10 protein-coding genes are annotated in these 15,818 nt (G+C 44.8%); 1 reads left to right on the top strand and 9 read right to left on the bottom strand.

Annotation, left to right across the window (positions count from 1 at the left end):
- Window positions 1-23 precede the first annotated feature (23 nt).
- From ABZD21_RS16350 to ABZD21_RS16310, 9 genes are all read right to left on the bottom strand, one after another.
- Complete coding sequence (locus ABZD21_RS16350; RefSeq protein WP_372776169.1) at window positions 24-2,600, bottom strand: TIM-barrel domain-containing protein; 2,577 nt, start codon at window positions 2,598-2,600, stop codon at window positions 24-26.
- A gap of 14 nt (window positions 2,601-2,614) precedes the next feature.
- Window positions 2,615-4,651 carry an NPCBM/NEW2 domain-containing protein gene (locus tag ABZD21_RS16345; protein ID WP_372776168.1) on the bottom strand — a complete coding sequence of 679 codons (2,037 nt, stop codon included), beginning with the start codon at window positions 4,649-4,651 and terminating at the stop codon, window positions 2,615-2,617.
- A 23-nt stretch (window positions 4,652-4,674) separates the two neighbouring features.
- On the bottom strand, window positions 4,675-6,054 hold the full coding sequence (locus ABZD21_RS16340; protein ID WP_372776167.1) for a glycoside hydrolase family 43 protein: 1,380 nt from the start codon (window positions 6,052-6,054) through the stop codon (window positions 4,675-4,677).
- 38 nt (window positions 6,055-6,092) lie between these two features.
- Entirely contained in the window at window positions 6,093-7,658 is a 1,566-nt protein-coding gene (locus ABZD21_RS16335) for a carboxylesterase/lipase family protein (protein WP_372776166.1), read from the bottom strand.
- 10 nt (window positions 7,659-7,668) lie between these two features.
- Window positions 7,669-10,263, bottom strand: coding sequence for a xylan 1,4-beta-xylosidase (gene xyl3A / locus ABZD21_RS16330; RefSeq protein WP_372776165.1), 2,595 nt, complete (start codon window positions 10,261-10,263; stop codon window positions 7,669-7,671).
- A gap of 146 nt (window positions 10,264-10,409) precedes the next feature.
- Window positions 10,410-11,528 (bottom strand): alpha/beta hydrolase-fold protein, encoded by a 1,119-nt coding sequence (locus tag ABZD21_RS16325; RefSeq protein WP_372776164.1) that lies wholly within the window; start codon window positions 11,526-11,528, stop codon window positions 10,410-10,412.
- 12 nt (window positions 11,529-11,540) lie between these two features.
- Window positions 11,541-12,704: an alpha/beta hydrolase gene (locus ABZD21_RS16320; RefSeq protein WP_372776163.1), complete on the bottom strand. Its 1,164-nt coding sequence runs from the start codon at window positions 12,702-12,704 to the stop codon at window positions 11,541-11,543.
- Between the two features lie 26 nt (window positions 12,705-12,730).
- On the bottom strand, window positions 12,731-14,083 hold the full coding sequence (locus ABZD21_RS16315) for a family 43 glycosylhydrolase (RefSeq protein ID WP_372776162.1): 1,353 nt from the start codon (window positions 14,081-14,083) through the stop codon (window positions 12,731-12,733).
- A gap of 26 nt (window positions 14,084-14,109) precedes the next feature.
- Window positions 14,110-14,373 (bottom strand): hypothetical protein, encoded by a 264-nt coding sequence (locus ABZD21_RS16310; protein WP_372776161.1) that lies wholly within the window; start codon window positions 14,371-14,373, stop codon window positions 14,110-14,112.
- A gap of 552 nt (window positions 14,374-14,925) precedes the next feature.
- On the opposite strand from ABZD21_RS16310, the gene ABZD21_RS16305 reads away from it, so the two are divergent.
- Window positions 14,926-15,516, top strand: coding sequence for a hypothetical protein (locus ABZD21_RS16305; protein WP_372776160.1), 591 nt, complete (start codon window positions 14,926-14,928; stop codon window positions 15,514-15,516).
- Window positions 15,517-15,818: the final 302 nt, after the last annotated feature.

Raw genomic sequence — 15,818 nt, 5'->3', positions numbered from 1 at the left:
CGGTTATGACAGTTCACGGACTGCTAAAACCGGACGACAACCTTTTCGCCTTCGTACGCAACCATCTGACTTTGCCCGTTGAGACTGACGGCAAAATTGCGCTCGTTAAGCATTCCCTCAAACACGCCTTCCCGATCTCCAATTTCCAGCGTTTTATTGGCATTGTCCCAGCTAAAACGGATGGTCGAATAGGCCCCTTTTTCATAGTTGTAATTATCGCTTTCGTCTTCGTAAAGCGTAAACTCGCCATCGGCGCCTTCGTAGATGCGGATTTCGAGCTTATCCCATTTTTTCTCGGTGGCATACTGCACCTTCGGTCCTACAGGAATAATGCTTCCGGCTTTTATAAACAAAGGGATTTTATCCAGCGGAGCAGCAGTTTTAACCGTTTGCCCGCCATCAAACTCTTTCCCGGTCCAGAAATCATACCACTTGCCGCCTCTAGGCAAATAAACGTCCGTTTCGGTTACTCCGGCTTCAGTAACTGGTGCCACCAGCAACGATTTTCCGAATAGGTATTCATAGGCTTGGCCAACAGCATCGGCATCTTCCCGGTAGTCCATCACCAGCGGGCGCATCATTGTTGAACCATTTTTTGTGACCTGCCATGCTTCTGAATAAATATAAGGGATGAGTTGATAACGCAAATTCATCATTTTGCGCATGTTCTCCTCAACCGTTTCGCCATATTTCCAGGGTTCAGTTTCGCTCATGTATCCATGAACCCGAAAAATAGGGTTGAAGACACCCCACTGAAACCATCGGGTTAACAGCTCTTGGTTTTTTTCATCGGTATATTGTGAAGGTCCCGGACGGAAAAATCCGCCGATGTCGGTTGTCCAATATGGAAAACCAGTGATGGTGTAGTTTAATCCGGCAACGATCTGGCGTTTATAAGTATCCCAATCACCACCAATATCGCCCGACCAGTTGATGATGCCGTAACGCTGCTGACCGGGAAAAGCAGAACGGGTAAGAATACAAACCCGCTTATCGGAACTGGTTTTCCGCTGCCCTTCATAAACTGCCTTGCTAACAAAGTACGGGTAGGTTAAGCGGTAAAAATCACCAATGCCCGCATAGGTCATCTCTCCTTCCAGAGCATCATTTTCGGGTTCAACAGCATCCATCCACCACGAGTCCACGCCATTATCAAACATATTCACTTTTAAGGTATTCCAGTATTCCCGGCGGGTTGCAGGATTGAAATAGTCGAGCCATTTAGTGCCTGGGATAAAACGGCCTTTTTCGACATACTCTTTACCAATCTCCGAGTCCTTATCAGGGTTCGACCAGATTGAAATATTGAAATGAGCGCCCAGATTATGAAGCTCACTTATGAATTTCGAAGGGGCAGGGTAGTTAGTCTCGTCGAACTGAGGAACACCCCAGCCTCTGCTACCCCAATACTGCCAATCCTGAACAATCACATCCAAAGGCAACTCCCGTCTCCGGAATTCTTTCACCGTTTCGACCAATTGCTTGCCCGACGAATAACGTTCGCGGCATTGCCAAAAACCATAGGCCCACAGCGGAAACATCGGAGCATTTCCGGAAAGATTCCGGTACGATGCGATGACATCATCGGCTGATGGCCCGTAGAATACGACATAATCGAGCATTTTTGCAACGGGCGAACGGAATGTTGTCGTATTGTCTTTAAGCTTCCACGACAATTTAGGTTGATTATCCGACTTGCAAATCAACTGGATTTGGTGTTCCCCGGCAGTTAGTTGAACCAAAGTTCCCGCTGTTGGCGGCAACCACATGTTTGTCTGATCAAAGATGGCCTTTCCGTCGATGGTTACAAAATGACGGTTCCCCATATCTCCCAAGTCAAGAAAAACAGCGTATTCACCATCTTGCGGCGCATTAAAAACACCCGTATAAAGTGACTGGTTACGAGCAACCCGTTGCGTACCGGCCGTTGTTGTAACTTCAACTATTTCTTCGTTACCTTCTGCCTGTTCTTCTTTATTTAAAAGAATGAAATTATCAGCCGGATTAAAGTCGGTCAGTCCGTATTGGTGCCAAAGCAAACCATAACCTTTGCTCGAATAAATGAAAGGCAAGGCAATTTGTGAGTTAACCTGCGTTAACCGGCGGCTAATTCCTTTCAGGTTATAATTCCCGTCCTGAAACTGCCCCAGGCCAAATAAAGACTCGTCTTCCGGCGAATCGAAAGTTTGCTGCACCTTGTAGCATTTTTCGCCCATTATCGAATCTACTGTTAGCGTTCGGCTCCCGGCCTTCTCGCTCAGGAAGATTTTTCCCGATGGATCAGCATAAGAGATATTCCCGGTTTTCTTATCGATAATAACCCGGAGGTTTTTCACTTTTACTTCAATGGCCGACGAGTTTTCATCCACTTCAAAGACCGGCGCCGGAATTTCTGTGGGAAATATTAATTCAGGCAAACTTCCCAGGGTGTCTTTCAGGAATTTGATCCTCACAGCATTATCGGCTAATGGATAAATACCTAGTGTCCCATCCTCTGTGTTAACGACTATTCCTTCTTTTGTCTGCTTATAACTTTTGATAGCCGGCTCCTGGCAGGAAGCAATAAAAAGACAAATTACGAATAAATAGACTAGTTTCATTTTGCATCGGATTTTTAATTTTCGGGAGTGAATTTATAGAGCAACACGCCATGCACAGGAACTTCAAGTGGCAATGCATCCTTTTGGGTATTGATGTTGGCAATATCCTTCTGTCTCCAAATATCACGTACACTTTGTACCCCTTGAATACCCAGTTTATCAAATTCGCTAAATGAAATTTCGGCGATATCGATTCCAAAGTTACAAAAACCAACGGCATAACTCCCATCTTCAAGCGCCTTTGTATAAATACGCAATTCCCCAATTGTATACACACAAGCAGCCTGTTTACCAAGCGGATCCTGATTTACTGCAATCACCTCATCGTTTGTTAACAGGTTCAAGGTAAAGTCATCGAGTTTCTCCATATCGCAACCAATAAGAAGTGGAGCGGTAAATAAACTCCAAAGGCTCATATGAAGATATTGCTCATCAGGCCTAAGCTTACTGGGATGGGGATTCCCCCAACCGACATGTCCAATTACAAGCATGTCCGGATCATTCCAATTACCAGGTTTAGCCCAGGCTGCGGTTTGATCCTGAGCAAGAGCGATCTCCCGAACACTCGCCCAGGTATCTGTAATATCATTTGTTGTTCGCCAACTATTACCCTGAACGGAGTCGCCCCACTTCCATACATCGGACATGCCGTACTGACACAAACTATAATAAATATCCCTTGGTTGTTGACGAAGATATTTACCCATGATTTCAAAAGGTTTCATAGCCACCTCAAGTTCGTCGCCCCCCTGGTATGAAAGGGAAGGAACTTGATAAGGATCGTTATCCGGCATACCATTAATTACGCCGCCATAACTACACCAATCGTATTTCAAATAGTCGAATCCCCACTCGGCGTAACTCTCCGCATCCTGTTTTTCATAACCGTAACTACCCACGCAGCCGCCGCAAGACCAGGGACCAGGACTGGAGTAGAGGCCAACTTTTAGCCCAAGGCTATGCACATAATCAGCAAGCTCTTTCATATCCCCAAACCGGGAATTGGGTATTATTTTACCATTCTCGTCGCGCAACTTACCGCGTAATGAAGGGTCATTGGAATCGCGATGATTTTGCCAGAAGTCGTCGATATTGATGTAAGTCCAGCCGTGATTAACCAAGCCGCTTTTCACCATCGCCTCGGCGGCGCGTTTTATCTTTTCGGCCGAAACCTCACCGGCGAAACAGTTCCAGCTGTTCCATCCCATCGGTGGGGTAAGTGCAATCCGGTCTCCACATTCAATACGTAATTTCTTTTGTGCCTTACCTTTTGCATTCCCGGCGCCCAGCGTAACTTCAAATGTCCCGGCCTCGCAAAGTTTTCCGGTTATTGCACCGCTTTTCGGATCAATAGTTAACCCATCGGGCAATCCGGAAGCTGAAAAAATCATGGGCCGGTCTCCGGTTGCGGAAACACGAAATTCGAAAGGCGACCCGGGGCGGACACCAAAGACACCCGCACTGTTGATTCTTGGTTCGGCAGCAGGCGGAGGGGTGAGAATATACGGTTCGCTTGCTACCGGGTTGTAAGTGGCGAAAGTTTTTACGCCTTTTGCTTCAATCCTGGCATCAGCCCAGTTCACATGGTCATAGTAATTACCATTACCGCCATCGGTTACCACCAACTGAAGTTTCTTTATACCAGAAAGCGGCACAGAACACGATTTGGCTTCATCTCCCAAACGCATCACTCCACTCGACCACAGTTGCTTGCCATCGCCATTCACGATAAACTCAGCCGCGGGACGTTGGCCTTTCACTTCGTCATCAATACCAACTTCGGCCTTAAATTCGGTTGCTTTTCCATTAAGCAAAATGGTCAGAAGGCTCTCTGCATGTGTACCGAAGCCACGATTATAGGTTTTACCGGCAATGGACATCGTATTCCCATCAAGCGATTTATTTTTTGAAGGAATCCCGTACCCTTGGGTTACTGTACTCAGGTCAAGTTCGTCGAGCCATACCGTTTGGGACGAAGCTAAACCGACTGCAAACAATTCAAAAACAACCAATAAGATAACAACTTTGAAATATTTTGCTTCTTTTCTCATTTCTATTTTAGCCTATCAAGTTTCTATTTTGAAAATTGCCACCAGTCGAAGTTGAACAGATCCTTATCGCCTTTGAAAACGAAATACACATCGTGTACACCTTCTATATCTGAGACCTTGCACGACAGCCTTTTCCAAGCTTGTGCTCCTCCGGTATTGTCGACTTCTAAAATTCCTAATACCCTCCCATCCTTACCATCAATCCGAATTTCAATTTGGCCGCCTTGCGTTGCCGAAGCCACACTGGCCTCGAATGTTTTGGCGCCTTTCCCAAAATCGACACTGCGAACCGTCAGATAGTCGCCATTTTCAATTTGCGTGACATAAACGCCTTCCTGACTGTTGTCCGCAGTTTTCAAACCTTCGCTCCACGCAATGGTTTCGGCTTCAACTCGTGTAAAAGGATTTAAATTGCCAACACTTTGCGTTACACCTTCTTTGGTTGGAGTGATGAGCGGAATGCTGCCATCGGCATTGTAGGTAAACTGCTCCACACTTACCGAACGTTTAAATCCCTGGCCCTTCGACAAGTCCTGATCGTGATAAAAGAGGTATGAACTCCCGTTGAAATCGATGATTCCGGCGTGGTTTGTAAAAGCCAGATGATCGGCCCGTTTCATGATGTGGCCTTTGTACACCCAAGGGCCTTCGGGCGAATTGGAAATGGAATATGAAATATACTCAGGAATACCTTCGGAAGCGTACACCATGTAATACAAGTTGTTGTGCTTGTAAAACCAAGGGCCTTCGGTGTAAGTGGTTCCCGGTCTGCCGTCGCGGCCCGCTTTCGAGCCAAAGGCCTCGGCAGTCATTTCAATTGAAACGACTCCATTATCGCCAACAGTTTTATCGTACGAAATCATATCCTCGTTCAACTTTACATACCACAAACCGGGGTTTCCCCAATACAAATACGCCTGGCCGTTATCGTCAATTGCAACTGTCGGATCGATATCCTGCCAAATATGGTCGCTGTCAACCAGTCGCTTCCCAATCGGGTCACGGAACGGGCCGGTTGGAGAATCAGCAACCAACACTGCAATTCCTTCGCCATGGATGGGCACATACAGGTAGAACTTGCCATTCCGCCCGATGCACTGCGGCGCCCAGGCGCCGTTGGTTTTATTCATCCAGTTGAAGCTTTTGAGTGAAGCCACCGCACCGTGATCAGTCCAGTTTACCATATCTTTCGACGAATAGCAACGCCAATCGTACATGGTGAAAAAGTTGTTCACGGTTTCATCTTCATCATGGCTTGTATAAAGATAAACGGTATCATTATACATCATTGGCGCCGGATCGGCAGTATAATTTGTTTGAATGATCGGGTTTTGTGTATAACCACAAATTGGCAATGCAAATGCCAGTAAAACAACTAAAATAAGATTTCCGATTCTGTCCATCCTTAAATATTTACAAAGTTTTGTTTCTTTCTGTTCTGCTATTTTGCCCAGGCCTCTCCCTCCGGAGTTCTCCTCCACTGAAAATACTCATCAAGAACTTTCAACGAATTTTCACTGGGAACCGGACCGACCTGAGGTGTTGGCCCTAAATACATTACTTTGGGATTTTCATCACTAAAAGCAGGCCATTCGGGTACTCCTTCGCCGTTTGGATTTCCATATTTGGCAAAGTTTGTCCAGTAAGTTCCCATCGTTTCTGAAAGTGCCAAATCAGATTGAGTTGTGTTGGGATCATTCGGATTGAAGTTCATAAACACATAACCGACGTCCTGTCCGTGAGGAGATCCATAACCATAGCGCGGCGAATCTTCCGGAAAATCAGGGTGTTGATCGAAATAATAATAGTACACCTTCGAATTTCCTGTTTGGGATTGAAGGCGGGCCCAACTCCATGTTTGCCACCCAAAAGCGGCATCGCGAGCCAAGTCGCGTGCGGTTTTTGGTACCGAGTTCTCTCCTACCGGATAAGCTTCTATCAACGCATCGGCAAATTTACCGTAACGAGCCTTTACACCCGAGACATATTCCTCCGGTGTTCTTCCCGGTGAAAAACTTGCCCCTTCGTCCGAATTGTAACCAATAAGAACCGGAACATCATTATACTTTCCGGCTTGATACAATTTGTATTGATCATCCGGAATCACGTATCCATCAACAATCGGCCATCCACCAGGCATCGTCCACCCGGCCGGGATAAAACTTTCTGCATCCATCTTACGCAGTTCGGCAATCGATAAAGCACCGTAGCTTTTGACATATTCAACCCCCTCAGCTTCTGCCTGCTTTAAGGTCTTCATATTTTCACCGGGGTAAGTTGTCGGGCGCGTTGGGCCAAAAGAACCGCCGCTTTCTGAGATTGCCCCTTGGAATAATCCTTTGGCTAGTGGCGAGGCACACAACATGCTTACCGAAATTCCACCTGCTGATTCCCCGAAAATAGTTACTTTATCGGGGTCGCCGCCAAATTGGGCAATATTGTCCTTGATCCACCGCAATCCGGCAATCTGGTCGAGCACACCGTAGTTTCCGGAAACATGATCGAGACTTTCGGCAGTCAAATCCGGGTGAGCAAGAAATCCTAACTGACCAACGCGGTAGGCAATACTAACCAGTACCACCCCTTTTTTAGCCAGTTTTTCGCCATCGTATCCCGGCTCGGAAGTTGATCCAAAAGTGAACCCACCTCCGTAAATCCAAACCAATACCGGTAGTTTTTCTTTGTCTGATTTGGCCGGTGTCCAAACATTCAGGTACAGGCAGTCTTCGCTTTTACCCGACGGAGGATTTCCACCCTGAATGGGAGCAGTGGCATATTCAGTCGTTTGTTTAATCCCGTCCCATTTCCCAACCGGTTGCGGAGCTTTCCAACGCAAGTCGCCAACAGGCGGGGCTGCAAAAGGTACCCCTTTAAAAACCTGCATGCTATCTGTAACTATTCCCTGGATCCATCCGCCTTCAACCTTTACCTGTCCTGGTTTTGGGTTAGAGCAGGAGGCGCTCAAAAACAAAATTGCTGCTACAATTAAAAACGTAATACTTTTCATCGTTTTTATTTTACAGTATGGTTACTTTAACGGATTTCAAATCTTTATTGTCAGAGCTGGTGCCATATAACACTTCGTACTCGCCGGGTGTTACAGCCATCTTACGCTGCGTCCAGTCGTAAAATTCAAACGACGAAAACGGAAGGTTGATGGCTACCTGTTGTGCTTTACCTTTCGCCAGTTCAACCCGTTTAAAACCTTTCAACGTCTTCATAGGCCCTTCGAGGTCGTTTACTTTTCGGACATATACCTGCACTATTTCAACTCCATCCCGTTTACCCGAGTTCGTAACCGGAATCGTTAATTGAACAGATTCATCGGTTTTAACCGAAGCTTTGCTCAGTGTTGCCTCACCGATATCGAAGCTTGTGTAACTTAAGCCAAAACCAAACGGAAACAGGTAATCGGTTGTATAACGGTAGGTACGCCCTTTCATCGAATAATCTTCAAAATCACCCAGTTTATCCGAATTTCGGTAAAAAGTGACAGGTAGTTTTCCGGCCGGGTTATAATCGCCAAACAGCACATCGGCAACAGCTTGTCCACCCGATTCGCCGGCATACCATGCCTGAAGGATGGCATCGCAACTTTCTGTTTCAGGCGTTAAAGCAATAGCCGACCCCGAACAGTTCACATAAACCACCGTTTTACCGGCATCCTTCAGTGCTTTCAGACAATTGCGCTGAACCAAAGGCAGCTCAATATTGGTACGGTCTCCGCCTTTAAAACCGGGATACGAAACAGGCATTTCTTCTCCTTCCAGTTTACCGGAAAGTCCGCCGACGAATACCACCACATCAATACCTTTGAGCTTATTCACCAAATCGGTATAATCAACATCCACTTCTTTTCCAAAGTCGAATTCGATGTTGGCCTGCCAATTATTGGACTGGTTATAACGGATTTCAATCTTATATTTTTTGCCGGCTTCAACCTTGAATGGCATTCGGGATGATAAGGTACGCCAGTTGTTGTACCGTTTAATGGTATCACCGTTTACCTGTAATTCGAAATAGCCTGTAGCGCCACCCTTGAATATGATTTCTTCGGTTATTTTGGGAATAAACTCAGCCTCGTAAATCGCAGAAAAACCTTCGAGTTTAACGCCCGATGCAAATTCGTGCTGACCGGCTGTGGTCATTTTTATGGGATTGGTAATTTGTTGCGTGGCAACAACCTCACCTTCACGATCCGGGTTATTCCAGTAAGTAGCTTTAAAACCAGGCTTGCCAGCGAACGAGCATTGGTCGAAATAACTTTGGGTGACTTTGTCTTCTACTAAATCGCAACCTTTATCGTATAAAATTTTCTTCTCCGAAATCTTGGTCTTGATTCCATCCAGAATTGATACTGTGTGATTCGGGGTTCCATTGTAGTTTCCCCACAACATGGGTTTGTCGTCGGCATTTGGCCCGATTACAGCGATTTTTTTTACCGATTTTGACAAAGGCAATACATCACCTTTATTCTGAAGCAATGTCATTGTTTCGCGAGCCATATCCAAGGCCAGCTGGCGGTGTTCTTCGTTGTTTAAGACCGAACTCGGAATTTGCGCCCAAGGGACTATCGAATCGGGGTCTAAATCACCGAGATCGAAGCGGCCGGTCAACACCCGCATCAAACTTTTGTTGATGTCCTCTTCTTTTATCAAACCTCGCTCAACAGCGTCAGGCAAATCTTTGAACGGGTAATTTTCCCAAACGCACTCCACATCAGTACCGGCCAATACTGCTTTCGAAGCTGCGTGTACAGCATCAGATGAAACATTGTGCGTGGTAAAAAAGTCGGTAATGGCGCCGCAATCAGACACAACCAGGTATTGGAACCCCCATTCATCTCGAAGAATCCGTTGTAGCAAGCGGGTATTTCCACAGCAAGGCTCATCGTCCAGCCGTTGGTATGCGCACATCACCTGACGAACATCGGCATCCTGAACCAGCGCCTTAAAAGAAGGGAGGTAAGTCTCGTACAATTCGCGTGGGTCAACATTGTTCAGGTTGAGTTCATGCCGGCTCCATTCGGGCCCCGAGTGAACCGCATAATGTTTGGCGCAAGCAAGTAACTTGCGGTATTTGGCATCTTTCGGACCTTGCAGCCCTTTAACGACAGAAACTCCCATGCGCGAAGTCAGGTAAGGGTCTTCTCCATAGGTTTCCTGACCGCGGCCCCAGCGTGGATCACGGAAAATGTTCACGTTAGGCGTCCAAACTGAAAGGCTGAGAAAACGTTTATTTTCATTTCCCATATTCAGCCACTCGTGGTATTTGGCACGGGCTTCATCTGAGACCGCGTCGTATATCCGGTACAACAGCTCATCGTTAAATGACGCGGCCATCCCGATGGGTTCCGGGAAAACCGTTACATTATCGTTATTGGCATATCCGTGCAAGGCCTCACTCCACCAGTTGAATTTTCGAATACCCAATCGTGGAATAGCGTCAGATTGATCGCACATTAGGGTGGCTTTTTCTTCCAAAGTCAACCTCGAAATCAAATCTTTTGCCCGCTCCTCTGAACTCAGATTCGGGTTTTGGAAAGGGTATTGTTGCGCCCATGAGTTTACTGAAACTAACAGGCAAAAAACGAGTATTAGTTTTATTTTCATCTATTTTGGTTTTTGTCGATTTTCCCAAGATAAACTTATCAATTCACCTCACTTAAAATAACAACTGGCTATATTGATGCAAATCTATGCGCCAGGTTAACCACCGGTGAGCTGTTCCTTCGGGTTCGTAAAAAATCGTTTAACGGCTAATCTTTAAACAGCAGAGGAGCCAACTCAAGCAAGCTGCGTCGCCAGGTCAGAAATTCGTGTGCGGTACCCTCTGACACATAGGAAACGGCATTAAACCCAGCCTCTTTTAACGTGTCAACAGCTTTTTTTACCCCATCAGGACGTTCTTTACTTCCGCAGCTTAGGAAAATGAGCTTTAGTTTCGCGTGATCTTTCACATCCTCAGGGCTGTATATACCACCACTGAGCAGTGCGTAATATGAAAATACTTCAGGTTTATTAAGCGTAATTGTTTTTGTTTCCATGCCTCCCATTGAAAGCCCCGCCATTGCGCGGTGAGATTGATCGGCAATTGTGCTGAAATTCGTATCAATATAAGGAATGAGCTCATCAACCAACACGGTTTGGAAATTTTCAATTTTGAATTCGTTCATATGTCCCCATCGAACCTCATTGGTCATTCCGTAGGTCATCACAATAATGAAAGGCTTGATCTTTCCTTCAGCGATCAGATTGTCCATAATCAGGTTCGCATGTCCCTGGTTGCTCCAGGCTGTTTCGTCCTCGCCCCAGCCATGTTGCAAATACAGCACCGGATAACGTTTCGTTTGATCCTTTCCGTAACCCGGAGGTGTGTAAACAAACGCACGGCGCGAAGTTCCGGTACTTTTTGAGGGAAACAGCACCTGCTGGACATTCCCATGCAGAACATCCTTAAGCGCATAAAAATCCTGATCGTGTGCAGGAATTTCAATGCCGCTTTCCCAACGTGTTGAACCATAAAAATTCAAAGCTCCCGGATCGTTAAAAACACCACCATCGATGGTTAAATGGTAATAATGAAAACCTTCGTCCATAGGGCCTTCGGTCGTTCCCATCCAAACGCCTTCTTCATTCTTTGTAAGGGTCGTTCCACCTCTTCCACCAAGACCAAGGCTGACACTTACACTTTGTGCTTCAGGAGCCTCAACACGGAATCGTGCATACCCCTGCGAGTTTACCATCGGGTACTCCTTCCCCGGCTGGTTTAGCGTTGAAGGCTTAAAATCTTCTTCAATTGCTCCATCGGCTTGCGCAAAACACAAAGAGCCGGATAGGACCATGCATAAAGCTAAGGTTAATGAAAATAGTTTCATGGTGTTCATTTTTTAGTTTTTGAATATAAGTGGAGCAAATTCGTGCAAACTTCGTCTCCAGGACTGCCATTCGTGAGCCGTTTGTGGCGACACATAGAAATGAGTGTTCATCCCAGCCTCTTTGAGCTTTTCTGTATTTTCTTTGGGATCGCCACCGAAACCAGTCCGGCGATTTTCGAGTTCTCTGCTACCGTAACTAATGAACAGCAGTTTAACTTTCTCTTTAAAACCGGGCGCATTTTCAATATCTCCGGGGCTAATACTACCACCACTAAACATACCGACATACGAGAATTCTTCGGGGTGAGCCAACGTTATCACCCGCGTTTGCATTCCTCCCATCGAAAGACCGGCCATAGCGCGGTATTCAGGGTCGGCTAGCGTCAGATAATTGGCATCAACCATCGGGATAATATCATTGAGCAAAGTATTCATAAACCCATCAGCCCAACCTTTCGGTGGCCAGTTCCCGGCAGCCGGGCGCTCCCCTTTCGGCATTGTCCAGGCACCGTTATCCATTACAATTATAAAAGGAACTGCTTTCCCTTCAGCAATTAGGTTATCCATAATCAGGTTGGCATGACCTTGATTGGACCAACCGGTTTCATTTTCGCCACCGCCATGCTGCAGGTACAACACCGGATAACGCATTGACGCATCGTTACCGTAACCGGGAGGAGTGTAAATAAAACAGCGACGCATCGCGTTCGTGGTTTTTGAGAAATAAATTTGCTCACGAACCTGTCCGTGCGGAACATTCTTCAACGCATAAAACTCCTGATCAGCGGCGGGTATTTCGATACCACTTCCCCATCGGCTGGCGCCATAAAAATAAAGGCTTCCGGGATCGGGAACCGATGCTCCGTCAATATTCAACTGGTAATAATGAAAACCTTCGTCCTGGGTGGCTGATTCTCCTGTCCAAAGCCCGTTTTCATCTTTCTTCAAATCGTATTTTACCCCGCCAATATCAAGCTGGACATACTTTGCATCAGGAGCCGCGATTTGGACGCGAACCCGACCTTCGGAATTTACCTGAGGGTATTCCTTTCCCGGCTGATTTACTGACGAAGGTTTAAAATCCTCAACAACTAAGGATTGAGTCGTTTGAGACAAAGCAATTTGACTTGTAAATAGGACTATCAACAAGGTCACCATTAAATACGTTCTTTTCATCTTAGGTTATTTTAGGTTGATGCAAATTAGTTTTCAAATTGAATCCAGTCTATTTCTACCGGATCATCAGTTTCCAGAAGTAATACCGGATTATGGATGCCGGCGGACACAGGCATTAGGTCTAAGTCAACTTCCTTCCAATCATCGCCGGACTGAAGTTCCAGATCAGCAACAAAACCTGCATGAATCCCGGCGAGTCGCAATTGCACTTGTCCGCCATTTGTTGCCCGGTATTTTAGTTTGAGCGATGTTTCCTTGCCAGTGAATTGAACAGCGTTGTATTGCATCCAATCTCCTTTTTGAGTAAGAATAGATTTCCATCCGGCAAACATATCAGCTGTATCCAGAAAAGCGATAGCCGCTCCTTCACTCTTCTCACTGTAATGGTCAAGTTGAATTTTGGAACTTGCTTTTGTTTGACCAACTCCCCGCCGTGTCGGAATAATTTTTTGAATCGTACCATCAGTTTTGAACGACAAACTATCGATGCAAATTGAACGGTTTTTATCAAATTCAGGCGAATATTCGTTCTGATGATAGAATAAATACCATTGTTCCTGATAGTTGATCACGGAGTGATGATTGGTCCAGCAGTTCATCGGCGACTCATCCATGATTACACCTGCCATTTTGAAAGGCCCCATTGGGCTTTCACCAATGGCATATTCCAAACGTTCAATGTTGTTCTCCACATGCGGAAATGTGAGGTAATACATCCCGTTGCGCTCAAACAAATAGGGCCCTTCTTTTAAACCCTCACTTGGCAAGTTCTGAATAGCCACCGGTTCAGAATCCATCTCCAACATATTTTCATTCAATTTAGCAACATAAATATCCCTCATCGACCAATACAAATAGGCCTGACCGTCTTTATCGATAAAAACATTGGGGTCGATACCGTGAACACCATTAATGGGTTCGGGCTGCGGGATATAGGGCCCCTCGGGCTTTTCGGCAACAGCCACTCCAATACCAAAGCCTCTTCTTCCGTTAGGGTCAACTGTTTTTGTATTGGCCGGAAAATAGAAATAGTATTTTCCATTTCTTTCAATGCAATCGGGCGCCCACATACTGTACGAAGTAGAATCGACCCAAGGCACGCTGGTCTGGCTTACAATTACACCATGATCGTTCCAATCCGTCAGGTTTTCTGATGAGAATACATGATAGTCTTCCATGCAAAACCAATCTTTCCGACCTGGCTTTTCGGCAGGCGTAGGAATATCGTGTGAAGGAAAGACATAAACTCGTCCGTTGAAAACCCGTGCGGAAGGATCGGCAGAAAACTGATCCCGAATAATTGGGTTCTGGGCTTGGGTATTCAGTATTGATAATATCACAATGCCGCCCATTATGAGGTAGTGTTTACAAGCTGTCATTTTTCAATTTATCATAACGGTATAACTTATTCTTTAACAAGATCAAGAATTGCATTCGACAGGACAATATATTCAGCCGAGCCTCCTATTGTAACTTCGTTTTCGCCCCATAAGAACGGCCAATCATCTTTATTTTCAAAAAAATCAGGCTTTATTAAAAGTAATCCAGGAACAATTTCTCCGGCAATCGTCGAAAAGTCGGCTTGCGGTACACGCTGTATTCCGCCAAACTGAGCAGATGCGATTTCGCAAACGACAAGTGCTGCCAATGTCAGAACTAGGTTTTTCATTTATTTATGATCCAGTTAGTTATACATGATGCTAAACGAGCTATACACTTTCTCTCTTTCAGAAAAATGGTGACTAAAACACATGTAACTCAATATTTGATTTTCTTCAAACTAAGCCAATCTTAATCACCTGTCTAGCAGATCATTTCAAATATTGTAAATTTAGAATACTCTCCCCGTGATCGATTTTAATTTCAGACATTTGATTTTGAAGTTTAGACAAATGAAAATCTGATTTCTATTATCTAAGTGTGATTTGGTAAAAAGGCAGATCTATCGGCGATCACGGTTTCAGGTACGTAACAACGAATCAAAATGGTCAGGAAACCTACAAAAGATATTCAAATATTCATTTTTTGAATCTTAATATCTAAAATTGAAAACAATATTTCTCAAAGGAATGTAGCTTTACAATATCATTAATTCTTTCATCTTACTGAGATGTAATAACATATGAGAATCGTAATTCTGTTTATATTCTGTCTTGTCTTCAATCACATTGGATTTTCTCAAATCTTCATAATTGATGATCTAAATAGCTTATCGGATCATATGATTTTTAACAGGAGTAAAGGCAACGATCTCATGTATGAGAATGTCGATGGTTCTCCATTTTTAGCCGACGATTTTGTTCCCGGAGAAGTTATTATCGACGACAGCATTAGCTATGAAAGTGTTCCTCTGAGGTACAATATATACACCGACAAGATAGAATTTAAAAATAATCAGGATCAAATTACGGAAATAGACAGTCCGGATCATTTATACAAGTTCAACCTTGGAGCTCGTTACTTTGAACTGATAGAATATACGGAAGAGGGTCAAACCGATCGGGGTATCCTGGAGTTATTGGTTGATGGACATTTAAAACTATACAAAAAATATAACCTCGAGTTTCAACAGGCCCAAAAAGCGATTGGTTACTCGGACGCTCAGCCCGACCGCTTTGTCAGACTGGAAGATCAGTATTTACTTGCGGTGGAGCAAGGTAATCCGAAAACGTTTAAAAACGCTAAAGTACTGATCGAAAATATTAAGTCGCTCAAACCAGACATCTCTCAATACATCAAAAAAGAAAAGGTTAGAACAAAAACGGAAAAAGGCCTCATTCAACTGATTCAATATTGCAATAATAACCAATAGCAGATTTCCAGGAAATCGATGGTCATGCTTCCTAAAAGTGATACCCGTTTCTTGCTACCTACTTCCCCGGAAACAAGTAAAACAAAATCACCCGTTTTTAAAAAGAAGGTAATTTAACCTACTTTATGCAATAGAGAATAGAAAAATCTACAGAAAGCTTCAATTTAGAGGTATTCTATAACCTATTACATTTCACCCATATGGTTAATCTTCCTATCGAGTATTCCGATAAAAAAGTAACTCCATTTGGAGGCATGAGCTTGATGAAGCGTTTTGTTGATTCAATTGGCATAAGAGAATAT

This window comes from Mangrovibacterium sp., assembly GCF_041596335.1.
Taxonomy (GTDB): Bacteria; Bacteroidota; Bacteroidia; order Bacteroidales; family Prolixibacteraceae; genus Mangrovibacterium.
Note: the sequence above shows the minus strand (reverse complement) of the source record. Positions and strands in the feature narration are given on the sequence as shown.